Source organism: Chitinophaga barathri (assembly GCF_003807585.1).
Lineage (GTDB): Bacteria > Bacteroidota > Bacteroidia > Chitinophagales > Chitinophagaceae > Chitinophaga > Chitinophaga barathri.
On the sequence record NZ_RMBX01000010.1, the window covers coordinates 259657 to 282028 of the forward strand.

Here is a 22372-nt window from a genome sequence, read left to right on the forward strand (position 1 = left end):
TCCCTTACCTTTGCAAGATGCGAAACAGAGTAGTCAGCATGGGAGATGCGTTGAAGGAATACCTGAACAAAAGCCGGTTCAAACCCAGGCTGATGGAGGTGCGCATCCAGGAGAACTGGGAACAGGTAGTGGGCAAAACCATTGCCCGTTACACGGAGAGCGTTCAGCTGTTCGACGGTAAGCTGGTGATCACCACCACGGTGGCGCCGCTGAAACAGGAGCTTAACTATTCCAAAGAAAGGATCATCAAGCTGGTGAACGATATGCTGGGAGAAGAGATCGTAAAGGAAGTGATGATCCGTTAGAGCGACGTTTTGGGTTCGGTGGCTGCCACGTCTTTGTCTTTCGCCACCGGTTTTTCTTCATCTTTTACCCTTTGATTTATTTTATTGGCAATGCGGGACAGATCGTCCATGGTCAGTTTCGTTTTCAGGTGCACCATCACCATTTCCCCTTCTTCCTGGATCAATACCACGAGATTGTCGATGCGGTCGTCCGTTTTGGCATTGCTCAGCAGTTGCACATGGCCGTCCTCATGGCGGATCTCCATCAGGGATTCGAATTTGCCTTCGGTATACAGGTCCTGTTTCAGTTTGGCGACAGACTCGCGGGACACGGCTTCCCCATTATCCATTTCGATCGTCCAGAGTTTCACGCTTTTCACTTTTTTTACCAGTAGTTTCAGTTCACGCGCATCCCCTTCCCAGGCGCTGCCGGGTATGAACCAGCTTACGATGCGCAGGGGCAGGAAGCTGAGGCCGATGCGGTGGGTTTCGGCCACGCTGCAATGTTCGTTGGTGAACTGGCGCAGCTGTTTGCGTTGGGCGGAGGCGCTGATGGCCATCATGCAGGCAAGGGCGGAAAGTACAAGTACGCGTTTCATACAGGAGTATTTTGAAGGGTAATAATGGATTGATTGAATGATATCGGAAATACGCCGTGGATGGATACGGCGTGTTTCTTTTGTTATTTTTTCCCTTTGCCGCCTTTGTCCCTGAGCTGGCCCAGGTTCTGGAAGCCGTCTATGTTCATGCCCCCGGCGATTTCGCTGATCTCGGCGATGCTGAAATCCCCGAAAATGGTGAGCGCGACAAATTCATCGGAGCTGCCCACGAGCATCACCAGTTCCTGGATATTGCCTTTGGCGTTTTCGCGCACCATAAATTTAAGGTCAGTGTCCTTGTCGCGGACAGACATCAGCTCTTCCATGCCCCCGGTGAGGAATTGTGCGGCTTCGCGGTACAGTTTCTGGCCGTCTTTGGTATCTTCCTTGATCAGGATGCGCAGGCCTTTGAGTTTGCTGGCGAGTGCGGTCACCTTTTTGGCATCAGGATCGTCTATCGAGAATTTCGAGAACATGTTGAACATTTTCGGCGTGATATTGATCACGGTAAAAGATTCATCATCCTGGTATTTCTGGAAGAATTTGTCGATCGAGCTTTGCGCCAGCGCAAGTTCGCTGCTGCACAAAACACATATGATCATGAGAATCCTTTTCATTGTTTAAAAGTTTGGTTCCTGTAAATTGTTGATATGCAGTTCTAGAATAGCCATTAATTACGATTGCCCTGTACCATCTCCTGCGCTTCATTGAAGTAGCTCAGTTTTTCCATTTCTTTTTTCCCTTTGTTCAGGTTGCGGCTGAGGATCTGGAGGGCGCGTTGTGTCTGTTCGTAAGCCAGTTTCGGATCGCTGTAGGTATCCTTGAAGGCTACGGTGCTGTCGTTGGATTGGTTCAGTTTTACGGTGAACCTGTCCACGGAGTATACGATACCCGCTGCGGCGAGCAGTACGGCCGCGTATTTCATCCATCCCTGCCAGAACGGGCGGATGATCTTTGTTTCTGTTTCCCATGGCGCCGGGCGGTCTGTGAACAGCTCGGGCATGTTGATCACCTCTTCTATCTCCCCTCCTTCTGCCGCATGGAAGTACCGGAACAAGGGGGCTGCCTCCTGCAGGTCCGCAGGCAAAGGTCCTTCGTGAGCGGCGTAAAATACGCGCAGCTCAGATTCCTCGGCTTCGGTGGTCTCGCAGGCCCAGTACTTTTCCAGTAAGGCCCTGATGTTATTGTATTCCATATACATGCAGATTTTGTAATTGTTCCCGCACCTGTTTTCTCGCACGGTGCAGGTTCACTTTTACTTCACTCAGTTCTATTTCAAGTACCTCGCCTATCTCCTGGTAGCTCAGGCCGTCTATGTCCCGCAGCTGGAGAATGGTCCGGTATTTCTCCGGTAATTTATGGATGGCGCCGTGCACCCTCCGCATCAGATCACTTTTTTCAGTGCTCTGATGCGGGCTGTTGTGGGTGGCGGGCACTTCGCCGGCACGGTCCAGGTCGTCAGTTACCCTGTACTTCCGGCTTTTGATCTTGTCCAGCGCCAGGTTCCGCGTGATGCGCATGCACCAGGCTTCCAGGTTCTGAAGCTCGCCCATTTTATCTTTATTGTTCCACACCTTCACGAAGGCATCCTGGATAATATCCTTCGCATCCTCCTCATTGCCCAACAGGCGCAGCGCGAAGCGGTACAGCTTCTCCCTGAAAGGCATAATTAAAGAGATAAATACTTCGGACGACATATCACAGTTTTAGTTTGGCGGAAGGAAGCACTCCTTTCAAATGTGTTACATAAAGAAGACGACTGCCAAAATGCTTTGTTACAAAATAATAGAAAATATTTCCGTTAGATTGATTATCAGCTATTTAGGATTTAACATCTGTTAAATTAAACCTATAATACCTGTTTTATATTCTTCTTAACAGCTTTACGGGTAGTTTGGATGTACATACACTGGTAAGGTAAACCGGATTGTAAAGCAACGGCGCGGAAAACAATACAAAGCAAGCTGTGTGGCGGGGATGTTTAAAGTAAAGTGAATTCACAAAAGATCTTGCAGATGTAATGCAAAGCGGAAACCTGCTTCTTTTGTACAGCTGTCGGTGTGGCCTGGCCCACCGGCAGTTTCATTTTAAAACATGTCAGCTGCTCAGCCTGATGCGCGGGTCCACGATGCTATATAGCAGGTCAGCCACCAGGTTGATGATCACAAATATCCCGGCCGTCACCAGTACGGCGCCCATTACTACAGGGAAGTCGAATTTTTCCAGCGCGTCCACCGTCACCTTGCCTATCCCCTTCCAGCCGAAAATGTATTCTACAAAAAACGCACCCGCCAGCAACTCCGCAAACCAGCCGGTAATAGCCGTGATCACAGGATTGAGCGCATTGCGCAGCGCATGTTTGTAAAGTATCACGGGGCTGCTCAATCCTTTGGCATAAGCCGTGCGGATATAATCCTGGTTCAGCACGTCCAGCATGGCGCTGCGGGTAAGCTGCACGATGATGGCCAGCGGCCGGATGCCCAGCGTAATGGCGGGCAGTATAAGATTACGGATGTTGAGGATGCGCCCTTCGAACGGATCGATGTCGAACAGGCTGCCGGTCATGTGGAGGCCCGTGTAATCTGTGAGCACAAACCCAAAGACATACGCCAGCACGATGCCGGTGAAAAACGATGGCGCGGAAATACCGATCACACTGGCGAATACGGCCCCGGTATCCATCCAGGTGTTTTGTTTGACCGCTGATAAGATCCCCAGCGCAATACCCGCGACAGTGGCGAAAATCATCGCCGCCAACGCCAGTACCAGCGTACCCGGCAGGGCTTCCATCAATATCTCCCACACGTCTTTTTTGCCCTGGTAACTCCTCCGGAGGTAAGGCGTTTTCAGCACCAGCGCCTTATCGCCGCCCGTGCTGAAAAGCGCCACACCATTCAGCGATTCTTTCAGGTCCTGCCGGGTATGGATACCCAGCGGGCTCAGATCGTTGAGATACAGGAGGAACTGTATGCCTTTCGGCTGATCGAGATGAAGCTCCTTCCGCACATTTTCCAGGGACGTGAGGTCCGTGCGCTGCCCCAGCGTAAGCCGCGCGGGGTCCGCCGGCAGTACATTAAACAGCAGGAAAATAACGATCACCACCCCCAGGAGTACCAGGATGCCGTAACCGAGTTTGCGGAGGAAGAAGCGGAACATTATTTAAAATCAGGTATGTCGTTATAATGCCATTTGCCTTTGATCACGGATTTTTCCAGCAGCAGCAGGCAGGGTGTGCTGCGCCCGGCCGTTTTGATAGCGGTGCCGTCCATCTGCAGGAACTGGAAATCGATGCCGCGTTCTTTCTGGAACTGTTCCACCTGTGCTTTGGTGGAGCTGGTTACGCCAAACAGCATGATCTTTCCTTCTTTGAACTGCTGCTGCAGGGCCTGCATCTTTTTCTCCCACCCTTTCCCGGCACTGCTTACGTCGCGTACAAGGAACAGGTACACAGGCAGGGATTCCATCAGCACGCCGCGGTTCATATTATTGCCGTCAAAGTCGGTGAGCACAAAGTCTTTGATAGCGGGCTCGGCATTGCCTTTTTTGATCAGTTTGTCTTTACGGTCTACAAATTTCCAGGTACTGTCCTGCCAGGGATAGTTCTCATCGGTGAACTCCTGCTGTTTGCCGTCTTTTTCGTAGATCAGCACCATCTTAAACACGTCCGGCGTGGAGCCGGGGGGCACTTTCATTTTCTCCATGATGTTGTTGCCTACTTTGTAAGGCAGGCAGTCCACGATGGGGAGGTGCGCCAGCGTATACCATTGCAGCGCCACGGGGAACAGGATGGCCAGCGCCATGACGATGTTCGTAACGCGGGGGCCGAATACGGGCTTGATGCGTTTGTGATAGATAAAGATCACGAGGATCATCACCAGCAGGATGAGATCTTTGTAAAAAGACTGGTCCGCCGTGAGTTTGATGCAGTCACCAAAACAGCCGCACTCGCGTATCTCCCCGCTGAACAGGGCGAAGCCGGTGAGGAAGGTGAAAAATATGATGAGGATCAGTAGCAGGAAGGAGAAGAACCGCATGCGGTAACCCAGCAGCACGGCAAATCCCGCGATGATCTCAAATGCGTTCATAACCAGGGAAAAGGTCAGGGAGGCCGGTATCAGGAAGTGCAGGTGCAGCACTTCAAAAAACTCGTCCATTTTATAACTGAGGCCCAGCGGGTCGTTGGCTTTGATCAGCCCGGAAAAAATAAACAGTACGCCTACAAGGATGCGGAATAGGATCAGGATCAGTTTCATCCGTTATTATTTGTCTTTTTTAAAGGTCGGATGGAACCTCGCTCGCGCTCGGTTTCATCTATTAGTTCTTTTTAAAGGTTGGATAGAACCCCGCGGTTCATATCAGGCTCAAAATATTAATTATTCTGCTTTTCTTCTATCAGTATCAGGGCAAACACCGCATAATTCACGATGTCCACATAGTTGGCGTCCACCCCTTCGGAGATGATGGTTTTTCCGTCGTTGCGCAGTATCTGTTTGATGCGCAGCAGTTTGGTGAGTATCAGGTCTACAAACGATTCCTGGCTCATGCTGCGCCAGGCTTCCCCGTAGTCGTGGTTTTTGGCTTCTTTTACCTCGCTGATGAAGGTGATTTTTTCATCGTACAGCGCCGCCACTTTTTCAACAGGGAGGTCGGTATAAGGGTCTTCCGAGCCAAGGTCCATCTGCATCAACGCGATCACCCCGTAATTGATGATGCCCCTGAATTCGTTGCTGATGTCGTCCGCCACTTTCTGCACCCCCAGCTCCTGGATAGTGCGGATGCGCTGGGCTTTGATAAAGATCTGGTCCACGATGGACACCGGGCGCAAAACACGCCAGCTGGTGCCGTAATCTTTTGTTTTTTTGATAAAGATTTCCTTACTGCTGTCAATCACCTGCTGATAAGTCATTCAATGCGAATTTATAATACGAATTACGGCAAGGCTAATATTTTTACGATACCTTTGAAAGTATTCCTTCATTGTTAATACGTTATTAGCGCTTGGGTTCCAAAAATACACTATTACGCAAAGATTTTACCATCCGCTGCCGCGGAAAGTTAATCCCCCTGTCCCACCCCGTGGTGATGGGGATCATTAATATTACCGACGATTCTTTTTATGCCAATAGCCGCAGCCGTAGCCTGCAGCACATCATCACCCGCGCGGGCGAAATGCTGGAAGCCGGCGCCGGTATGCTGGACCTGGGCGCCCAAAGCACCCGCCCCGGCGCGGAGGAAGTAGGCCCCGCCGAAGAGCTGGAGCGCCTGCTGCCCGTTATCCATGGCCTGGTGAACCATTTCCCGGAAGCCGTACTGTCCGTGGACACCTACCACGCCGCCGTTGCGGAAAAAGCCATCCTCGCGGGCGCCGCCATTATCAACGATGTCAGCGCCGGGGAAATGGACCCGGAGATGATCCCCACGGCCGCCGCCCTCAAAGTGCCGTACATTGCCATGCACATGAAGGGCACGCCTTTAAACATGCAGAAAGACCCGCTGTATGAAGACGTGGTGCGCGAAGTACTCGATTATTTTATTTATAAAACAGACGCCTGCCGCCAGGCCGGCATCGCGGATGTGATCATAGACCCGGGTTTTGGTTTCGGGAAAACCCTCGCCCACAATTACCAGCTGCTCGATAAGCTGGAATTGCTGCTGCTGGCAGGAGCGCCTATCCTGGCAGGCGTATCCCGTAAAAGCATGATCTACCGCCTCCTGGGCAGCACCCCGGCGGAAGCCCTGAACGGTACTACCGTCATAAATACCCTTGCCTTGCAGAAAGGGGCCTCCATTTTGAGGGTGCACGACGTCAAAGAGGCCATGGAAGCGGTGCGTATCGTTTCTTTTATGCAAAACGTTTAGCTAAGACAAATATTTTTATTTTTACGACATGAAGGATGTATACCAATTTTGGGGTTTTGAGTTTCGCTGGCTGCATGTGCTTGACCTGCTGATCGTTTTTTTCCTGATCATCCAGTTGTACCGGCTGCTCAAAGGCAGTCTCGCCTTTAATATATTCATCGGGCTGCTGATGGTGTATGCCGCCTTTTTCCTGGTGCGCTCCCTCCAGATGCCGATCCTGACCAATATCCTGCAAAACTTTATCAATGTCGGGCTGATCGCCATTATAATCATTTTCCAGCCGGAGATCCGCAAGTTCCTGCTGGTGCTCGGGAAAAAGACACCGTTGAGCAAAGACAGCTTCCTCACCAAATTATTCCTGCCGGACCGTTTTAAGAGTTATAAAGAAGAAGAACACATCATCAACGAGGTGATCACCGCTGTGGGGCATATGGTGGCCAGCCAGACCGGCGCGCTCATTGTCATCGCCACCACTTACCGCGTAAAGTTCGATTCCGCTTCCAGCATCGCGATAGACGGGAATGTGAGCGCAAAACTGATTGAAAGCATTTTTGAAAAGAACAGCCCGCTGCACGATGGCGCACTGATCATTGTAGGCAATAAAATACTGGCCGCCAAGTGCATACTCCCTATGTCCGAAAACACGAACCTTCCCACCCGCATCGGTATGCGGCACCGCTCGGCGGTAGGCATTACCGAGCATAGCGACAACCTGGCCATCGCCGTGTCCGAAGAACGCGCGACCATTTCCTTTGCTCAGGATGGCCAGCTCACGCAGAACGTATCGCTGGAAGAACTGAAAGTGAAACTCTATGAAGTGCTCGTGGACGGGTATTGATCTTCATTCAGCCTCCTGGTAAAGTCCAGCACCGTATTCCGGTAAAAATTAAAATACAGATAGATCACTTCGGTGGCAAACCGGCTTTGGGTATCCCCCTTAAAATACAAAGTCCCCCGAAATGCTTCGGGGGATCTATGTTTGGGGGGATGACTCTATAATAAATAACCTAATGTTCAAGTTTGACGGCCAGCTGCTGTCCCTTCACCTGCACGGTATATTCTCCTGACGGAAGGGAGGCTAACTGTAAGGTATATACGCCGCGCACATGCCCTGCTTCGAGCGGTATCATTCTCACCGGCATCTGTTGAGCGTCGTAAATGGTGCATTGCACTGTTCCCTGTTCAAAAGCAAGGGAGGGTACCTGAATGCGGACACGCCCTTTGTTGGCAGGCAGTTGTTGCATGTCAGTCACATTTATATGGATGAAAAAGAGTAAACTCCAGCAATACATAAAGAACCTTTTTATAGGTAGACTTCGGCTCTTTACAGGAGGTGGTTAAAAGATTGGATGGTCAAATATACAACTATTTAAATCCTATTATATGTGGATTTTGTTAACTCGGTGTTAACCAACTGGTAAGCGTTCAGAAAACATCTTCAAAATGTATGATTTCCATGGGATTATTAACGGTTATGGTGATGGCCAGGATGTCGAACCGGATGTCTGAACTACCCGGCGCGAACTGTTCAAGATAACATTCCGCCACCCGTCGCAGGTGTTCCTCCTTCAGCCCGTTCACCGCTTCTTCCGGCATACCGAAGGCCTGGCCGCTTCTTGTTTTTACTTCCACGAACACCAGCGTATCTCCCTGCTTCGCAATGATGTCTATTTCTTTTCTGCCGTATTTCCAGTTCGTATGCAGGATGGAGTATTGTTTGCCGCGCAGGTATGCCGCCGCGATCTCCTCTCCCTTTTTGCCCAGCGTATGATGAGAAGCCATCCTATTTATATATTTTTACAGCTCAACAATGGAAAAAATGCCTGACCCGAAATTATTCTATCTCAAAGGAAAAGTACAACATTATGCCTGGGGCGGATTTAAATACATCCCGGAATTGCTGGGCCTGCCGGTAACGGACAAACCCAGCGCCGAATACTGGATGGGCGCCCACCAGAGCGCTCCCGCGCAGCTGGAAGCTGCCACTCCCCTCCCGCTGAACGAATACATCGCCGCAAGCCCCGCTGCCATCCTTGGGCAGAAGGCGGCGGACCGTTTTGGCGAACTACCGTACCTGTTTAAAATACTGGATGTGAAAGACATGCTCTCCATCCAGGTGCACCCCACCAAAGCCGAAGCCGAAAAAGGATTTGCCCGCGAAAACGCTGAGGGTATCCCGCTGAACGCTCCCCACCGTAATTATAAAGATGACAATCATAAACCGGAGATCATGGTGGCGCTCAGCGAGTTCTGGCTGCTGCATGGTTTTCTGCCGGAAGATAAACTGAAAAAAGTATTGCAGGACGTGCCCGAGCTGCGCTCACTCGCCGGCATATACGAAAAGGAAGGGTATTTCGGCCTGTACAGGACCGTGATGGAAATGCCGCAGGAAGAAGTGAACACCATGCTGCGCCCCCTGGCGGAGCGTGTATTGCCGCCCTACCAGGCCGGCACCCTGCAAAAGAGCGACCCCGCCTTCTGGACGGCCCGCGCGATCGCAAACGACCCGGAAGGCATGAACCGGCTGGACCGCGGCATCTTCTCCATCTATTTTTTTAATATCGTACATACTTCACCGGGAGACGCCGTATTCCAGGACGCGGGCATCCCCCACGCCTACCTCGAAGGACAGAATGCCGAGCTGATGGCCAATTCGGACAATGTACTCCGTGGCGGCCTCACACCCAAACATATCGATGTGGCGGAGCTGCTGAAACACACGCGTTTTGAGCCGGTACATCCAAACATCCTGAAAGGTGAGCCCCTGCAGGAAGGGAAAGAAAGGATCTATCCCACGCCCGCGCCGGATTTTGTGATCAGCAGCATTAGCCTGAAGACCGGTGAAAGTTACGCACACACTGCGGCCGCTCCTGAAATATGGATCGTGCTCAGCGGGCAGGGCGTTGCCAAAGGCTCCGCGGAACTCAGCCTCGCCAAAGGCACCACCGTTTTCGCCGCTTTCGGTGAATCTTACAACATTACCGCTGATACGGACCTCGTGGTCTTTAAGGCATCTATCCCTTAATTGTTTATATTTGTACTGTTAAAGCAAATGTTTGCGTATGAAGAAAGAAACTTTATCCAGGATTTTACTGATAGGCGGGCTGATATTCCTGACCGTTCTGGGCCGCCTGATCACGAACCATCTTCTGATCTATAATTTTACAGCCATGGGCGCCGGCGCACTGTTTGCCGGTGTGGTGCTGAAAGACAAGAAATACGCTTACGTGGTGCCTGTACTGGCCCTGTTCCTCAGCGATCTTTTCTTCCATTTCTTTACCTCCATCCAGGGTTTCTACGGCGGTGAAATGTTCTTCGTTTACGGGGCATTCATCCTGATCACGTTTATGGGCACACAGATCCGTAAAGTGACCATGGGTCGCATCTTCCTGGCTTCCATCGCTTCAGGGCTGGTGTTTTACCTGTTGTCCAACTTCGGCACCTGGCTCTTCCGCGATATGTACCCGCACACTTTCAGCGGCCTCATGAGCTGCTACTGGGCGGCTGTACCGTTCTTCCGCAACGACCTGTTCGGCAGCTTTTTCCTGAACACCATCATGGGCAATGTGTTTTACAGCGGTGTGCTCTTCGGGGCTTACGCCCTGCTGAAACCCGTGTTCATCAAAGAACAGGAAACAAAAGAACAATACGCAGCGTAATATACCTTCGATCGTATATATAAAAAAGGATGACGTCACAGTCATCCTTTTTTATTTCATGTCAGTTCCCGATACGCTCATTCCCAATCCAGGAACCAATACTTTTCATGTTTTATCTTCCGGTAAGCGGGCAGCTGCACCGACAGGCTGAATAACGGGCAGTCCGTCACCACGGTATGAAACTCCCCGTTTTCCCCGCATACATCCACCCCGGCGGCTTCCAGGTCCGCTACCAGTACATCGTCCAGCAGGCGCCCGAGGAAATGCTCTCCCAGGTGTTCATTGCAGGATACGATCCGGCATTTGATGCCCTGCTCCAGCATACGGTACACCAGCATCTTACGGTCCAGCTGCCAGAGCGGAAGCACGGCACGAAGACCCGCGGCGGCGCATACTTTTTCTTCCCAGTCGCGGTGCGGCTGGAGGTCTATATCCCCGAACACGGCGGCGGTAGCCCCGTATTGTTCCCGGATTGTTGTAAGTGTGGCGGTGAAATGCTGCTCGTAATCCGCCCAGGTGGAGGGTTGCAGGTGAATGGGCAGGCCCAGCGCGGCTGCCTGCTGTTGCAGGATGGCCGGCGGAAGACCGTGTGAGCGGGATATACGGCCGTTCTCATTCAGGATGTTCAGCAGTGCAACAGGCTGGTGGCCTTGCTGAACGGCCTGCATAAAGGCAAAACAGCTGTCTTTCCCGCCGCTCCAGGAGCAGATGATATTTTCGGGGGTGTTGGTCATATGGTTTATAAAAATGCCGCGGAAAGGGTTTCCCGCGGCATATATGTTAATTTAAAACTCGTCATTGCGGCCTAATCATCCAGCTTCAGCACCGCCAGGAAGGCTTCCTGCGGCACCTCTACGTTCCCGATCTGGCGCATACGTTTTTTACCTTCTTTCTGTTTCTCCAGCAGTTTACGTTTACGGGAGATGTCACCGCCATAACATTTAGCGGTTACGTCCTTACGCATCGCGCTGATGTTTTCCCTCGCCACGATCTTCGCACCGATGGCGGCCTGAATCGCGATCAGGAATTGCTGGCGGGGCAGCAGTTCTTTCAGTTTTTCGCAGAGCTTGCGGCCGAAGTCCTGCGCGCGGCTGCGGTGGATCAGGGCGCTAAGGGCGTCCACTTTCTCCGCGTTCAGCAGGATGTCCATCTTTACGATATCGCTTTCACGGAAGCCGATGGGTGAATAATCGAAGGAAGCATACCCGCGCGTCTGACTTTTCAGTTTGTCATAGAAGTCAAACACGATCTCGGTGAGCGGCAGTTCGAACATCAGTTCCACGCGGGTGGTGGTGAGGTAGCTCTGGTTCAGCAGCAGGCCCCTTTTGCCAAGGCAAAGGGTCATGATATTGCCGATATATTCAGGTTTGGTGATGATCTGTGCACGGATCCAGGGTTCCTCGATGCGCTCCAGCTTGGTGGGGTCGGGCATTTCGGAAGGATTGTTTACGATGATCAGTTTTTCCTGCGTGTTGTATGCTTTAAAACCTACGTTGGGTACGGTGGTGATCACGGTCTGGTTGAACTCACGTTCCAGCCTTTCCTGGATGATCTCCATATGCAGCATCCCGAGGAATCCGCAACGGAAGCCGAAACCAAGCGCCTGCGAGGTTTCCAGTTCGTAGGTGAGCGATGCATCGTTCAGCTGGAGTTTGTCCATACAGTCGCGCAGCTCTTCAAAATCTTCGGTCACCACGGGGAAGATGCCGGCAAATACCATCGGCTTCACCTCTTCAAAGCCCTGGATGGCTTCTTTGCAGGGATTGTTCGCCAGGGTGATGGTATCCCCTACTTTTACTTCCTTCGCGTTTTTGATACCGGTAATGATGTATCCCACATCCCCTACGTTCACCTGGCTTTTGGGTTCCAGGCCGAGTTTGAGGATGCCTACTTCGGCGGCTTCATATTCTTCCCCGGTGTTCACAAAACGGATGATGTCCCCTTTGCGGATAGAACCGTTGAAGATGCGGAAATAAGCGATAATGCCGCGGAATGAGTTAAATACGCTGTCGAATATCAAAGCCTGCAGCGGCGCTTCCTGTTCGCCTTTAGGGGCGGGGATGCGCGTCACGATAGACTCCAGTATTTCTTCGATGCCGATGCCGGATTTGCCGGACGCCAGCAGGATGTCTTCTTTTTTAACGCCGATCAGTTCAATGATCTGGTCGGTCACTTCTTCGATCATGGCGCCTGCCATGTCGATCTTATTGATAACGGGGATGATTTCAAGGTCGTTTTCCAGCGCCAGGTACAGGTTCGAGATGGTCTGGGCCTGTATGCCCTGGGCGGCGTCCACCAGCAGCAGGGCGCCTTCGCAGGCGGCCAGCGCGCGGGATACTTCATAGGAGAAGTCCACGTGGCCGGGGGTGTCAATCAGGTTAAAGATATATTGTTCGCCATTTTTCGCTTTATAGCTCATCTGGATGGCGTGGCTCTTGATCGTGATCCCTTTTTCCCTTTCCAGGTCCATATCGTCCAGCACCTGGGCCTGCATGTCCCGGTCGGAAATGGTATGGGTAAATTCCAGTAGTCGGTCCGCCAGGGTGCTTTTACCATGGTCGATGTGGGCGATAATGCAGAAATTCCTGATATTCTTCATATATAAAAAACAATTACGAACCGTCAGTCACGGATAACGAATGATGAAAAAATGGCGTTCAGCAAAGACTACCGGCAGCCCCCGGGCCCTAAAGGCCTCCATTCGTGATCCGCAGCTGTCAATTCGTAACTCATTATTTGCGCAAAGGTATTAAATTTTGTTCTTCTTTTATGTGTGGATAAGGGCTTTTGGGGGTATTTCTTTACTTTTAACAGCAAAAACAGAACATGGCACTGCAACAATCATTTGAAGAGGCCGTGGCGGCCAGCAAAACACTGGATTCCAAACCAGATAATGACATCCTCCTGCAACTCTACTCCCTTTACAAGCAGGCCACCGAGGGTGACATCAATATAGAACCGCCCGCCAATATGTTCGATTTCGTAGGCAAAGCCAAATACGACGCCTGGAACAATCTCAAAGGCAAAACCAAAGAACAGGCCATGGAGCAATACATCGCGCTGGTGAATCAACTGAAGAATAAGTAACTTTACGGAATGGTACCCAATTATACGATTAGTGAACGGACGCAGTATTATTTAGGACTGGAAGAAGAATTCGGCGCGCACAATTATCACCCCCTGCCTGTGGTGCTCAACCGGGGCGAAGGGGTATTTGTATGGGATGTGGACGGAAAACGGTATTTCGATTTCCTTTCGGGTTATTCCGCCGTAAACCAGGGGCATTGCCACCCGAAGATCGTGGCCGCCCTGGTGGAACAGGCAGGGCAGCTCACCCTCACTTCCCGCGCTTTTCACAGCCAGCTTTTAGCGGAATTTGCTGCGTACATCACCCGGTATTTCGGGTACGACAAGGTATTGCCCATGAACACCGGCGTGGAAGCCGTGGAAACCGCCCTGAAACTCTGCCGCCGCTGGGGGTATGTGGTGAAGGGTATTCCTGAAAACAAAGCGAAGATCATCGTCTGCGCCGAAAACTTCCACGGCCGTACGCTGAACGTGGTGTCTTTCAGTACAGACCCTGTAGCCCGCCGGGACTTTGGCCCCTATATGCCGGGTTACGAGGTGATCCCCTTCAACAACCTGCCCGCGCTGGAAATGGCGCTGCAGGACCCGAACGTGGCCGGTTTTATGGTGGAGCCCATCCAGGGCGAAGCCGGGGTAAAAGTGCCGGACGAAGGGTATCTTTCAAAGGTCCGTCAATACTGCACGGACGCTAATGTGTTATTTATCGCGGACGAAATCCAGACCGGCCTTGCCCGTACCGGCATGATGCTGGCCTGCGATCACGAACAGGTCCGCCCGGATATCGTGATCCTCGGCAAAGCCCTCTCCGGTGGCATGCTGCCCGTATCCGCCGTACTGGCGGACGATGAGATCATGCTTACCATCCACCCGGGAGAACATGGCTCTACTTACGGCGGCAACCCGCTGGCCTGCAAAGTGGCCATGGCCGCGCTGGAAGTATTGCGCAACGAACGGATGGCGGAAAACGCCGTGAAAATGGGCGAGCTGCTGCGCAAAGGCATCAGCGCCCTCAATTCGCCGTTTGTGAGCGTGGTACGAGGCAAAGGCCTGCTGAATGCGATCGAGATCAGGCATTCCGATGAAGATGCCGCCTGGGAACTATGCCTGGCGCTGAAAGAAAACGGCCTGCTGGCCAAACCCACCCATGGGGACAAGATCCGGTTTGCGCCGCCCCTCGTTATCACTGCCGCACAGATCGACGAATGTGTGGGGATTATTCAAAAAAGCCTGGAAACATTATAAATGAGTACAAACAGTAAAGCCATCCGGAGCTCCGGGTGGAAAACGGATTTAATGATCGGCTTCCCGGACGGGGTATTGCTCCTGCTGTTCACCACGCAGGTGCTGTATTCCAAAAGTCTTACCGTGCAGGCCTTTTATGTGATCCACTTCCTCGTGCTGGGTATCGCTACCCTGCTCATGATGATCGCCGTATTCCGCGCAAACCGCGGGGACGAAGACGAAGGCCTCATGAGCCCGGAAGAAAAAGAAAAACTCGAAAAACTGGATATCTCACCTTCTATGATCGCCCATATTGCGGACGAAATGGAAAAAGACCAGCAGGTCTGGGAAAAGACCCTGGAAACGGAAGAGGTGAACCTCCAGTCCTACGGCACGCTCCACGCCGTGCGCAGCATGATCGCCACCGGGGTGTTTTTTTTCCTGGGGGGCTGTGTGGCTTTCCTGCCTTACCTGTTTCAGGAGGATTTTCCGGCAGCATCACGTATTAGCTTGAGTATCAGCCTGGTATTCCTGCTGCTGTTTGCCCTGCTGAAAGCCCGTATCACGGGCGAAGGCACCGTGCGTATCACGATGCGTTACCTGCTCACGGGCGGCGCAGTGGTGCTGGTGTCTTATTTGTTGTCTTCGTTTATTTAAGGAGATGACCGCTTTTTTGCAACAATGCCTGGATTTTAGTTTTCCGCTCTTAATGACCAATATTTGCTGATTATTTGTTAAATTGGTGAATGTCCATACTGATTTCAAATAATAAGAGAGTGATTTTGATATTTTGGAAAAATCAAGCAGAGCGTCCTTTTGAAATTTTTTCGAATTTAAAGAACTTCTGTCTGAGCTATCCTGAATACAACTACAATACTCTTAATAATTACTTAAGCAAAAGGAAAATTCCTTTTGAAAATATGGAGGTACGCGTGGAACGAAAAAATATAATTACCCGACCGAAAGAGAAAACCACATCTGCCGGTAATGATCGTAAAATAATGCCGGTAGTCCGCAAGATTGCGATGAAAGAAGCAAATGATTCTGACAGGGACTGGGAATATTGGCTTGGCCAATCTTCCAGTAGAAGATTAGAAGCCTTAACCTTTATTATCACGCAGTCCCTAGCGAAGGGCGCCCGACTGGACAAAACAGTCATAAATAAGAAAACATTAGGAGCATGATCTTGGCGAGAGATTTTGAAGATTTTGTAAAGCTGCTTAATAAACACCAGGTGCATTATATGGTAGTTGGCGGCTATGCCTTGGCATTTCATGGAAAACCCCGTCATACGGGTGACTTGGATATTTGGATCAATATTTCTGAAGACAATGCAGAGCGAATGTTGAAGGTCCTGCATGATTTTGGCATGGGGGCGTTGGGCTTTGAAAAAGTAGATTTTCTACAGCAAGGGTTTATTACGCAAATTGGGTATCCCCCACTTAGGATTGATATTTTAAACAGTATTGATGGTGTTGAGTTCGGGGAAGCCATGGAAAATCGTCAGCAGATAACGCTTGATGATGGCCTTGAGATATCCTTTATTGGGTTGCAGGATCTGCTTAAAAACAAAAAAGCTGCTGGCCGTAGTCAGGATCTGACAGATATTAAAGAGATCAAAAAGATTATGCCCCAAAAAGAACCCGATAAGGGCAAGCGGCCAAGACGGTGATTGGTTATACAGGCCCTCTTTTCTGTGTTCTTGACCTGGATTCTACTTCTTCCCCCCAAAGTATTAAACAGCCCCGCATTTTACGCTAAAAGGCCTTCTAACGGCCTTGTAACCTTTGTCTAACTCACTGTAACCTTTATAAAAGCCGGTGTAACCTTTGTCTAACCTTTATGTAACCTTTATGTTTTTGAGGTAATTTTTTACTTCACCAGCGTCTTCCAGTTCCATAATACGCAGCCAAATACCGCCAGCGCGGCAGCGAGGCTCAGCCAAAGGGCGATCTTCTGATCCGGGCAGATACCCATTTCGCAGCGGGAAAACAGCAGCATGTTCCTGAAAGCCCAGGCTGACAGGAAAGCGCTCACAAACAGGTTCACCCTCGGGCTCCAGGCCTTTTGGAAGAGGAAGAACAGGATGGCCAGTACAGACACCGCAATGCTCAGCTTACCCGGCTCGCCAAAACTGGAACCTTCGGTCTGCATACCGGAAAATACCTTCAGTTCCCCGTTCACATGAACGCTGATCCAGGGAAGAAAAGCGCAGATAATCACGATCACAGCGGCCAGTATGCCGTAAATAGAGGATTTTGACATGATTCGGTATTGTTGGGAACGCAAAGTAAGGGCGAATTTATGAGAAATGGAAAAGTCCGGGCGGGTAATATTATTTTCACTTTCTTCAGGTGCACCTCATCTGCACCTCAACTCCACCTCCCCTGCACCTCTCCTATAGCATCCATATAGCTTTCCCGGTACTTCCAGGCAGTTGTGCGGTAAAAATGAAGTTTGGGTGAATATAGTATGCATCTAAAAAGGGCCGGCCAGATTTTTATCCCGGTCAGCCCTTTTTGTGTATGTTTTCCCTCTGGGAAACCTATTTCGCGCCCGGGGGACAGTTCATCATCAGGAACTGCGTATACAATGCGCTCAGGTGCTCCGTAGTACCTTCTCCTTCATAAATACCATGCGTACGGTTCGGGTACGCCATCATCTGGAAGATCTTTTTATGTTTGATCAGTTCGTTGATCAGCATTTCCGCATTCTGGTAATGCACATTATCGTCTCCCGTGCCATGGATATACAACAGCTTGCCCTGGAGGTTCTTGGCATGAGTGAGCGGCGAACCGGCTACAAAATCCTCCCTGTTTTCGGAAGGCAGGCCCATATAACGTTCCTGGTAAATATTGTCGTAGGTTAGCTCATTCGCCACGGCGGCAATGGCAATCCCGGTTTTATAGATCTCCGGGTATTGGAACAGCAGGTTGAGCGTCATGGAACCGCCGCCGCTCCAGCCCCATACTGCAATGCGGTTTTTGTCCACATAAGGCAGTTTCAGTATTTCCTTCGCACCCATGGCCTGGTCACGCGCGTTGATGAGGCCTACCTTGCGGTAGATGCTTTTGCGCCATTCCCGGCCTTTGGGGGCCGGCGTGCCGCGGTTGTCTATAGACATGTAAATATACCCGTCCCTGCTCATGTCGCCATCATACAGGAAGTTGTTCGTGGCGCCCCAGCTGTCCGTGATCTTGAATGACGCGGGCTCGCCGTATACGTAGAATACAACGGGGTATTTTTTAGTGGAATCGAAGTCCCGCGGTTTGGTCATCCAGGCATCAAGCGTGACGCCATCCGCGGTGGTCACCTGGAAATACGTGGTGTTATCTTTCCGCTTGGCTGCTTTGGCGGCTTCTCCTGAAAAATCTTTCCCGGAAATGCTGTTATGCTCCGGCAGCGATACGAACTCCGCCGTTGGGCTCAACAGGTGGCTTTCGTAGGAATGGCCCGCTACTTTGCCGTTGGGCGATATCTCGTATTTGTGGGTGCCGCGCTGGGCCTGCGGCGTTACGCGGGTGGCGGCCGTACCGGAAAAGTCCGTTTTATAAAGATACTGGCCGGTAGCGTCACCGGGCGAAGCCAGGAAATATAGCTGACGGCCCGCTTCGTTGTAACGGCAGAGATTGATCACATCATAATCGCCGGGCGTGAGCAGTTTTTCCTGCCCGCCTGTGGTATTGATCTCGTAGATATGCCTCCAGCCGTCTTTTTCGCTGAGCCAGAGGAAAGACTTCCCGCTGTTCAGCCAGTCCCAGCCGGTGATGTCCCCATCGTCCCAGGAAGATTTTACATCCACCCAGGCTTTATCCGTTTCGGTAAAGATGGTGTTTGCCTGGCCGTTGGCGGCTTGTAATATCATCAGTTTAGAGCTGTTCTGCTTGCGGTTCAGCTGCTGGATAATGAGGCGGTTGCTGCTGCCCGGTATCCATTCCATGCGCGGGATGTAATGCTGCACGGCATCGCCGGGCACCTGCATCCAGGTGGTCTTTTTGCTGAGCAGGTTCACCACGCCCACTTTGCAGGCGGATGGGTTTTCCCCGGCCTTGGGATACTCCACGGGCACGGTGAATGAATAAATGGAGTCTGTATTATTGATCATCAGGAAGTCGCGGATGTTTTTGGCGTCTATCTGCCAGTACGCGATGCTTTTGCTATCGGGGCTCCAGCGGAACCCGTCGCGGCAGCCAAACTCCTCTTCATACGCCCAGTCGAAAGTGCCGTTGATCAGCTTGCGGGTGCCGTCTTTGGTGAGCTGGTCGATCTTGCCGGTGGCCAGGTCTTCCACGTACAGGTTATGTTTGCTCACATAAGCGGCTTTGGCGCCGTCAGGCGAGATCTTGGCGAACATAAGGGAAGATTCCGGGAGGCCTTTGCCAAGCTGGCGGAGCTTTTTGCCGGGAAGGTTGTAATACCAGTAATCGCCCCGGGTTTCGTAGCGCCATACTCTTTTTGTGTTGGTGAACAGCAGCAGGCCCTTTTCGTCCGGGGTGAAGGTAAAGTGGCGGGTAGACAATGGTTTGGCGGCTCCGGCGGGCGTCAGCGCCCCGGCGGATACCAGTTCGGTTTGCTGGCCATTGGTGGCCGATACGGAATAAACGGCGCCGTTTTGCCCCTGGTAGAACGCGTCCCCGGCGGTGTTCCACTTTAGTTCCTGGGCATGGGCGGCCGTGCCGGCGATCACCAGGCAGAGCAGCAGGAATAGCTTGTTAAATGATTGCATAAAGGATATTATGAAATTGATATGAGGATAAAAATAAGGTTTTCAAGGGCAAACAGGCCCCCGGAATGTTATAAATGGTAAGTGGTAACATTTCTTCTCAAAAATTGATTTAATAGCGTAAAGTTAATACCCGAGCGGGTTTCAAACCTTTTAACTTATGTATTCACATGAATTTACAAGAATTATCCATAATAAATTTTGACAATTTAATAAATTCAGTATTTTTATGGGGTCAAGCGATATCCTATCCGAAAAAACCAAACAGATGGTACAAGTATCCTATTCTTACAAAAACCGGGAGTTTTTCCAACTCGAAGACTCCATCATGAACCAGATCGCGGAAAGCGGCAAACGGATGCTTTTCGCCCTTTTGGAACCCATTCACGATGTTTTAATCACTGAGAACGGCAAAATAAAAATTTGCTTAGACGAACGTCCGAACATTGAACTGGAGGGCTTCAGCGCGCCTGTTAAGCACCAGATCGAATGTACGCTGCGCGGGGAGGAATATGAAAACTAGTTCCCGACCGTTTCCCTGCTAATCGAATACACACAGATAATACTACCTACTGATGCTGCGGTGCATACTTTGTGCACCGCAGTTTTTATAAACGGGCATGCCCATGGCCAATATTACCCGGACTATCCGGATCAGGGCCGGCCGCAGGCTGATGGGTCAGCTGCTGCGCCTGCTCTTCTGTATCATTAACCTGGCACTTCTTTTTACCGGCTTTATACTGAGGAAACCAACCTATGTAGTCACCGGCGCGCTGCTGCTCACCGTTATGATCGTGATCCGTATCGGCCGCAGCTCCATCACCGTCACCCTGCACGCCGGCGGTATCGTTTTCTCCTGCCCTTTCTGGAAAAGACATTTCCCCTGGAACGACATCCGTTCCGCCGGGGTATACTGTATCAAAAACGGCGAAGTAGTGCTCCGCGACCCGCGGCATGCACGCTCCGGCGAACGCCTTCTCATTTTTGTGTCCGTACATCATGGCTACAGGCCCCGGCGATACGACCGGTTCAACAGCCGGCATTCCATGCACTTCCGCTGGAACCGCGACGCCTGGACGGCCATTGCCGCGCGCATCTCTCCCCAGGCCGCGGTGGCCTATGGCAGATGAACATTTTAAAGCCGGTATGTGTAATAGATAAAACCTGTTACCATCCGTCGTCCCCTACATATCATCGCATGCATTCTCTTATTCTTTTCACTGCCCGCAACGGCCCAGAAGAAAGATACCCTCTGGCTGCTGAACGGCACATTGGTGATCGGGGAACTGAAAAGCATACAGGTAGGCATCATACAGTTCAAAGCCACAAACGCCGGCACGCTTAATATCAAACGGCACAACATCCGGACCATGGTGGCCACTTATCATGACTTTAAAGTGGAGACGCTGGATGGTGAGATGTTTTACGGCAATGTTTTCCCCTCTCCCGTGAAAGGTTATATCAGGATGATGGGAAAGGAAATAAAACTGTCCGAGATATTTACATTGTTCAATTTTAAAGAAGGCCTTTTCCGGCAGGTGCAGGGGGACGTGAGCGCAGGTTATTCGTTTACCCGTTCCAGTGGCACCGGCCGCCTGAACATGGATGGTAACTTTACCATGCAGAACCGCAAGTATGAAGTTAAACCTTCCTTTACCAGCATCACCAGCTTCAACCCGAACGATTCCGTAAGCCGCGAAAGGGAGAACATCACACTACAGGGGATTTATGACATTACGCCTTTTATTTTTCCCATCGTTATCCTTACCTACGACCGCAACCTCCAGCTGGGGCTGAACCGGCGTTTTTCAGAAGGTGCGGGCCTCGGCACAAAGTTCCTTATCAGCCCTTCCATGCAGGCCCGCGTGATCACCGCCGTCGTGATGAACCAGGAAAGATATTCCGATGGAACCAGCAGCGGCAACCTCGTGGAAATACCCGTGGTACTGTATTATAATTTCTTCCGGTATACCTCGCCGAACATCAGCCTGGCTACCACGCAAAGCGTGTATTTCGGCATCAACCAGGATGGCCGTATCAGGGAGGAAGGAGAAACAAAATTATCCTGGGAGATCGTGTCGGACTTCACATTGAGCCTCACATTTTATAACAGTTATGATAGCCGGCCTTCTGTGAGCGACAACGGTAATTTTGACCTGAGCACCGTCATAGGCGTGGGTTATACGTTCTGATTATACCTGGATATTACCGGCATAAAAAAGCCCCGGCTGTGGCCGGGGCTGTAAATTTCCAATTGTAGTATACCTTGAATAAAAGCCAATTTATATAATAATATCAGAATAACAAAATATTGCATTTATTTCACTCGTCCTTCGCACCTTTTTCACCAGTGAACCAATGTTCCTTATCCCTGAATAAAACGTTGAAAGTAGTGAGTGATCCGTATATGCGGGTGATGTATTGCTGGAGGTTCACTTTGTCTTCATCGCTCAGCTGTTTATGCCCGTTGATCTGCTGCTCCAGCACTCTCAGCCTGTCGCGCACCATCACGATCTTGTGAAAAAATGCTTCCAGCGGTACATCCTTTCCCTTGAGGGACGGGTCTTTCGGCTGAAGTGTCATGGTGCCGCCGGCCCAGCGTTCGCCGATGGGCACTACTTCGCCGAAGCCGTTCCAGAGGCGGAGTATTTTCAGCAGGGAAGTTTCCACCTGGGAGGTGGTTTCCAATTCCACCGTCTGGTTTTCGCTGTAGAGTATTTCAAAAAGCGGGTCCGTTTTATCGATCTCTTCCACGCCGCTGTTCATGAAAGTAACGATGTACTGGGCATATTTCACGCCTATTATAACGCCTGGCCCATAACGCGCATGCTGCACCCGGGAGCCGACGCCTGCTGTTAGTTCTTCCATTTCCTTTTTTTGTGCGGTAATATACGAATAAGTTACAGGGAATTTTCAGGCCCGTGCCTTGTTTTAAAGTAC

At 51.0% G+C, this 22372-nt stretch carries 27 protein-coding genes; 13 read left to right on the forward strand and 14 right to left on the reverse strand.

From position 1 onward, the window contains the following. Nucleotides 1-17 precede the first annotated feature (17 nt). Nucleotides 18-305 (forward strand): DUF721 domain-containing protein, encoded by a 288-nt coding sequence (locus EG028_RS18760; protein WP_120515867.1) that lies wholly within the window; start codon nt 18-20, stop codon nt 303-305. On the opposite strand, the gene EG028_RS18765 is transcribed toward EG028_RS18760, so the two are convergent. The 7 genes from EG028_RS18765 to EG028_RS18795 all read right to left on the reverse strand — a co-directional run bounded on the left by EG028_RS18765 (nt 302) and on the right by EG028_RS18795 (nt 5789). Then, a complete protein-coding gene (locus EG028_RS18765; protein WP_120515868.1) occupies nt 302-883 on the reverse strand; it encodes a DUF4252 domain-containing protein in 582 nt (193 codons plus the stop codon). The genes EG028_RS18760 and EG028_RS18765 overlap by 4 nt on opposite strands. A gap of 83 nt (nt 884-966) precedes the next feature. Next, nucleotides 967-1500 (reverse strand): DUF4252 domain-containing protein, encoded by a 534-nt coding sequence (locus EG028_RS18770; RefSeq protein WP_120515869.1) that lies wholly within the window; start codon nt 1498-1500, stop codon nt 967-969. Between the two features lie 53 nt (nt 1501-1553). Beyond that, complete coding sequence (locus tag EG028_RS18775; RefSeq protein WP_120515870.1) at nt 1554-2078, reverse strand: hypothetical protein; 525 nt, start codon at nt 2076-2078, stop codon at nt 1554-1556. Further along, complete coding sequence (locus EG028_RS18780; RefSeq protein WP_120515871.1) at nt 2065-2580, reverse strand: RNA polymerase sigma factor; 516 nt, start codon at nt 2578-2580, stop codon at nt 2065-2067. The genes EG028_RS18775 and EG028_RS18780 overlap by 14 nt, the downstream gene beginning before the upstream one ends. A gap of 400 nt (nt 2581-2980) precedes the next feature. Further along, complete coding sequence (locus EG028_RS18785) at nt 2981-4039, reverse strand: ABC transporter permease (protein WP_120515872.1); 1059 nt, start codon at nt 4037-4039, stop codon at nt 2981-2983. Then, nucleotides 4039-5136 (reverse strand): BT_3928 family protein, encoded by a 1098-nt coding sequence (locus EG028_RS18790; RefSeq protein ID WP_120515873.1) that lies wholly within the window; start codon nt 5134-5136, stop codon nt 4039-4041. Before EG028_RS18790 ends, EG028_RS18785 begins: the two co-directional genes overlap by 1 nt. 116 nt (nt 5137-5252) lie before the next feature. Next, nucleotides 5253-5789 (reverse strand): DUF1599 domain-containing protein, encoded by a 537-nt coding sequence (locus EG028_RS18795; RefSeq protein ID WP_120515874.1) that lies wholly within the window; start codon nt 5787-5789, stop codon nt 5253-5255. A 92-nt stretch (nt 5790-5881) separates the two neighbouring features. Here EG028_RS18795 and folP point away from each other — a divergent pair, with 92 nt between their 5' ends. Together folP and EG028_RS18805 are read left to right on the forward strand one after the other, a co-directional pair. Beyond that, complete coding sequence (gene folP / locus EG028_RS18800; RefSeq protein WP_241559080.1) at nt 5882-6742, forward strand: dihydropteroate synthase; 861 nt, start codon at nt 5882-5884, stop codon at nt 6740-6742. 28 nt (nt 6743-6770) lie between these two features. Next, nucleotides 6771-7580, forward strand: coding sequence for a diadenylate cyclase (locus EG028_RS18805; RefSeq protein WP_120515875.1), 810 nt, complete (start codon nt 6771-6773; stop codon nt 7578-7580). A gap of 169 nt (nt 7581-7749) precedes the next feature. On the opposite strand, the gene EG028_RS18810 is transcribed toward EG028_RS18805, so the two are convergent. Next, nucleotides 7750-7986 carry a hypothetical protein gene (locus EG028_RS18810; protein ID WP_120515876.1) on the reverse strand — a complete coding sequence of 79 codons (237 nt, stop codon included), beginning with the start codon at nt 7984-7986 and terminating at the stop codon, nt 7750-7752. Nucleotides 7987-8167: 181 nt separating this feature from the next. Beyond that, nucleotides 8168-8524, reverse strand: coding sequence for a YraN family protein (locus EG028_RS18815; protein WP_120515877.1), 357 nt, complete (start codon nt 8522-8524; stop codon nt 8168-8170). 28 nt (nt 8525-8552) lie between these two features. On the opposite strand from EG028_RS18815, the gene manA reads away from it, so the two are divergent. Together manA and EG028_RS18825 are read left to right on the forward strand one after the other, a co-directional pair. Next, nucleotides 8553-9767 (forward strand): mannose-6-phosphate isomerase, class I, encoded by a 1215-nt coding sequence (gene manA / locus EG028_RS18820; protein WP_241559081.1) that lies wholly within the window; start codon nt 8553-8555, stop codon nt 9765-9767. 37 nt (nt 9768-9804) lie between these two features. Beyond that, nucleotides 9805-10401, forward strand: a complete 597-nt coding sequence (locus EG028_RS18825; RefSeq protein ID WP_120515878.1) for a DUF6580 family putative transport protein — start codon at nt 9805-9807, stop codon at nt 10399-10401. Between the two features lie 77 nt (nt 10402-10478). Here EG028_RS18825 and EG028_RS18830 read toward each other — a convergent pair whose 3' ends face one another. Together EG028_RS18830 and lepA are read right to left on the reverse strand one after the other, a co-directional pair. Next, nucleotides 10479-11135 carry a Dph6-related ATP pyrophosphatase gene (locus tag EG028_RS18830; protein WP_120515879.1) on the reverse strand — a complete coding sequence of 219 codons (657 nt, stop codon included), beginning with the start codon at nt 11133-11135 and terminating at the stop codon, nt 10479-10481. 71 nt (nt 11136-11206) lie between these two features. Beyond that, nucleotides 11207-13000 carry a translation elongation factor 4 gene (gene lepA / locus EG028_RS18835; RefSeq protein WP_120515880.1) on the reverse strand — a complete coding sequence of 598 codons (1794 nt, stop codon included), beginning with the start codon at nt 12998-13000 and terminating at the stop codon, nt 11207-11209. Nucleotides 13001-13227: 227 nt separating this feature from the next. On the opposite strand from lepA, the gene EG028_RS18840 reads away from it, so the two are divergent. From EG028_RS18840 to EG028_RS18860, 5 genes are all read left to right on the forward strand, one after another. Beyond that, nucleotides 13228-13488 carry an acyl-CoA-binding protein gene (locus tag EG028_RS18840; RefSeq protein WP_120515881.1) on the forward strand — a complete coding sequence of 87 codons (261 nt, stop codon included), beginning with the start codon at nt 13228-13230 and terminating at the stop codon, nt 13486-13488. 9 nt (nt 13489-13497) lie between these two features. Then, nucleotides 13498-14730 (forward strand): ornithine--oxo-acid transaminase, encoded by a 1233-nt coding sequence (gene rocD, locus EG028_RS18845; protein ID WP_120515882.1) that lies wholly within the window; start codon nt 13498-13500, stop codon nt 14728-14730. Next, nucleotides 14731-15366: a VIT1/CCC1 transporter family protein gene (locus tag EG028_RS18850; RefSeq protein WP_120515883.1), complete on the forward strand. Its 636-nt coding sequence runs from the start codon at nt 14731-14733 to the stop codon at nt 15364-15366. It begins immediately after the preceding gene. A gap of 89 nt (nt 15367-15455) precedes the next feature. After that, nucleotides 15456-15893, forward strand: coding sequence for a hypothetical protein (locus tag EG028_RS18855; protein ID WP_120515884.1), 438 nt, complete (start codon nt 15456-15458; stop codon nt 15891-15893). Then, entirely contained in the window at nt 15890-16381 is a 492-nt protein-coding gene (locus tag EG028_RS18860) for a nucleotidyltransferase (protein WP_120515885.1), read from the forward strand. Before EG028_RS18855 ends, EG028_RS18860 begins: the two co-directional genes overlap by 4 nt. Nucleotides 16382-16581: 200 nt before the next feature. On the opposite strand, the gene EG028_RS18865 is transcribed toward EG028_RS18860, so the two are convergent. Together EG028_RS18865 and EG028_RS18870 are read right to left on the reverse strand one after the other, a co-directional pair. Further along, nucleotides 16582-16974 (reverse strand): hypothetical protein, encoded by a 393-nt coding sequence (locus tag EG028_RS18865; protein ID WP_120515886.1) that lies wholly within the window; start codon nt 16972-16974, stop codon nt 16582-16584. Between the two features lie 280 nt (nt 16975-17254). After that, nucleotides 17255-19435, reverse strand: a complete 2181-nt coding sequence (locus EG028_RS18870; protein WP_120515887.1) for a S9 family peptidase — start codon at nt 19433-19435, stop codon at nt 17255-17257. A 265-nt stretch (nt 19436-19700) separates the two neighbouring features. Here EG028_RS18870 and EG028_RS18875 point away from each other — a divergent pair, with 265 nt between their 5' ends. The 3 genes from EG028_RS18875 (at nt 19701) to EG028_RS18885 (ending at nt 21624) form a co-directional block, all read left to right on the forward strand. Further along, on the forward strand, nt 19701-19955 hold the full coding sequence (locus tag EG028_RS18875; protein WP_123864714.1) for a hypothetical protein: 255 nt from the start codon (nt 19701-19703) through the stop codon (nt 19953-19955). A 103-nt stretch (nt 19956-20058) separates the two neighbouring features. Beyond that, a complete protein-coding gene (locus EG028_RS18880) occupies nt 20059-20562 on the forward strand; it encodes a hypothetical protein (RefSeq protein WP_123864715.1) in 504 nt (167 codons plus the stop codon). A gap of 144 nt (nt 20563-20706) precedes the next feature. Next, nucleotides 20707-21624 carry a DUF481 domain-containing protein gene (locus tag EG028_RS18885; protein ID WP_123864716.1) on the forward strand — a complete coding sequence of 306 codons (918 nt, stop codon included), beginning with the start codon at nt 20707-20709 and terminating at the stop codon, nt 21622-21624. A 130-nt stretch (nt 21625-21754) separates the two neighbouring features. On the opposite strand, the gene EG028_RS18890 is transcribed toward EG028_RS18885, so the two are convergent. Continuing rightward, nucleotides 21755-22300, reverse strand: a complete 546-nt coding sequence (locus EG028_RS18890; RefSeq protein WP_120515891.1) for a hypothetical protein — start codon at nt 22298-22300, stop codon at nt 21755-21757. Between the last annotated feature and the right edge of the window lie 72 nt (nt 22301-22372).

Bases quoted from the DNA above. Each gene is read 5' to 3' on its own strand.
- EG028_RS18765 (WP_120515868.1), bottom strand. From the start codon at position 883: ATGAAACGCGTACTTGTACTTTCCGCCCTTGCCTGCATGATGGCCATC.
- EG028_RS18805 (WP_120515875.1), top strand. From the start codon at position 6,771: ATGAAGGATGTATACCAATTTTGGGGTTTTGAGTTTCGCTGGCTGCAT.
- EG028_RS18890 (WP_120515891.1), bottom strand. From the start codon at position 22,300: ATGGAAGAACTAACAGCAGGCGTCGGCTCCCGGGTGCAGCATGCGCGT.
- rocD (WP_120515882.1), top strand. From the start codon at position 13,498: ATGGTACCCAATTATACGATTAGTGAACGGACGCAGTATTATTTAGGA.
- EG028_RS18810 (WP_120515876.1), bottom strand. From the start codon at position 7,986: ATGCAACAACTGCCTGCCAACAAAGGGCGTGTCCGCATTCAGGTACCC.
- EG028_RS18840 (WP_120515881.1), top strand. From the start codon at position 13,228: ATGGCACTGCAACAATCATTTGAAGAGGCCGTGGCGGCCAGCAAAACA.
- EG028_RS18850 (WP_120515883.1), top strand. From the start codon at position 14,731: ATGAGTACAAACAGTAAAGCCATCCGGAGCTCCGGGTGGAAAACGGAT.
- EG028_RS18770 (WP_120515869.1), bottom strand. From the start codon at position 1,500: ATGAAAAGGATTCTCATGATCATATGTGTTTTGTGCAGCAGCGAACTT.
- EG028_RS18775 (WP_120515870.1), bottom strand. From the start codon at position 2,078: ATGGAATACAATAACATCAGGGCCTTACTGGAAAAGTACTGGGCCTGC.
- EG028_RS18815 (WP_120515877.1), bottom strand. From the start codon at position 8,524: ATGGCTTCTCATCATACGCTGGGCAAAAAGGGAGAGGAGATCGCGGCG.
- EG028_RS18860 (WP_120515885.1), top strand. From the start codon at position 15,890: ATGATCTTGGCGAGAGATTTTGAAGATTTTGTAAAGCTGCTTAATAAA.
- EG028_RS18880 (WP_123864715.1), top strand. From the start codon at position 20,059: ATGGCCAATATTACCCGGACTATCCGGATCAGGGCCGGCCGCAGGCTG.
- EG028_RS18790 (WP_120515873.1), bottom strand. From the start codon at position 5,136: ATGAAACTGATCCTGATCCTATTCCGCATCCTTGTAGGCGTACTGTTT.
- EG028_RS18875 (WP_123864714.1), top strand. From the start codon at position 19,701: ATGGTACAAGTATCCTATTCTTACAAAAACCGGGAGTTTTTCCAACTC.
- EG028_RS18855 (WP_120515884.1), top strand. From the start codon at position 15,456: ATGTCCATACTGATTTCAAATAATAAGAGAGTGATTTTGATATTTTGG.
- EG028_RS18795 (WP_120515874.1), bottom strand. From the start codon at position 5,789: ATGACTTATCAGCAGGTGATTGACAGCAGTAAGGAAATCTTTATCAAA.
- EG028_RS18825 (WP_120515878.1), top strand. From the start codon at position 9,805: ATGAAGAAAGAAACTTTATCCAGGATTTTACTGATAGGCGGGCTGATA.
- lepA (WP_120515880.1), bottom strand. From the start codon at position 13,000: ATGAAGAATATCAGGAATTTCTGCATTATCGCCCACATCGACCATGGT.
- manA (WP_241559081.1), top strand. From the start codon at position 8,553: ATGGAAAAAATGCCTGACCCGAAATTATTCTATCTCAAAGGAAAAGTA.
- EG028_RS18785 (WP_120515872.1), bottom strand. From the start codon at position 4,039: ATGTTCCGCTTCTTCCTCCGCAAACTCGGTTACGGCATCCTGGTACTC.
- EG028_RS18760 (WP_120515867.1), top strand. From the start codon at position 18: ATGCGAAACAGAGTAGTCAGCATGGGAGATGCGTTGAAGGAATACCTG.
- EG028_RS18830 (WP_120515879.1), bottom strand. From the start codon at position 11,135: ATGACCAACACCCCCGAAAATATCATCTGCTCCTGGAGCGGCGGGAAA.
- EG028_RS18780 (WP_120515871.1), bottom strand. From the start codon at position 2,580: ATGTCGTCCGAAGTATTTATCTCTTTAATTATGCCTTTCAGGGAGAAG.
- EG028_RS18870 (WP_120515887.1), bottom strand. From the start codon at position 19,435: ATGCAATCATTTAACAAGCTATTCCTGCTGCTCTGCCTGGTGATCGCC.
- EG028_RS18865 (WP_120515886.1), bottom strand. From the start codon at position 16,974: ATGTCAAAATCCTCTATTTACGGCATACTGGCCGCTGTGATCGTGATT.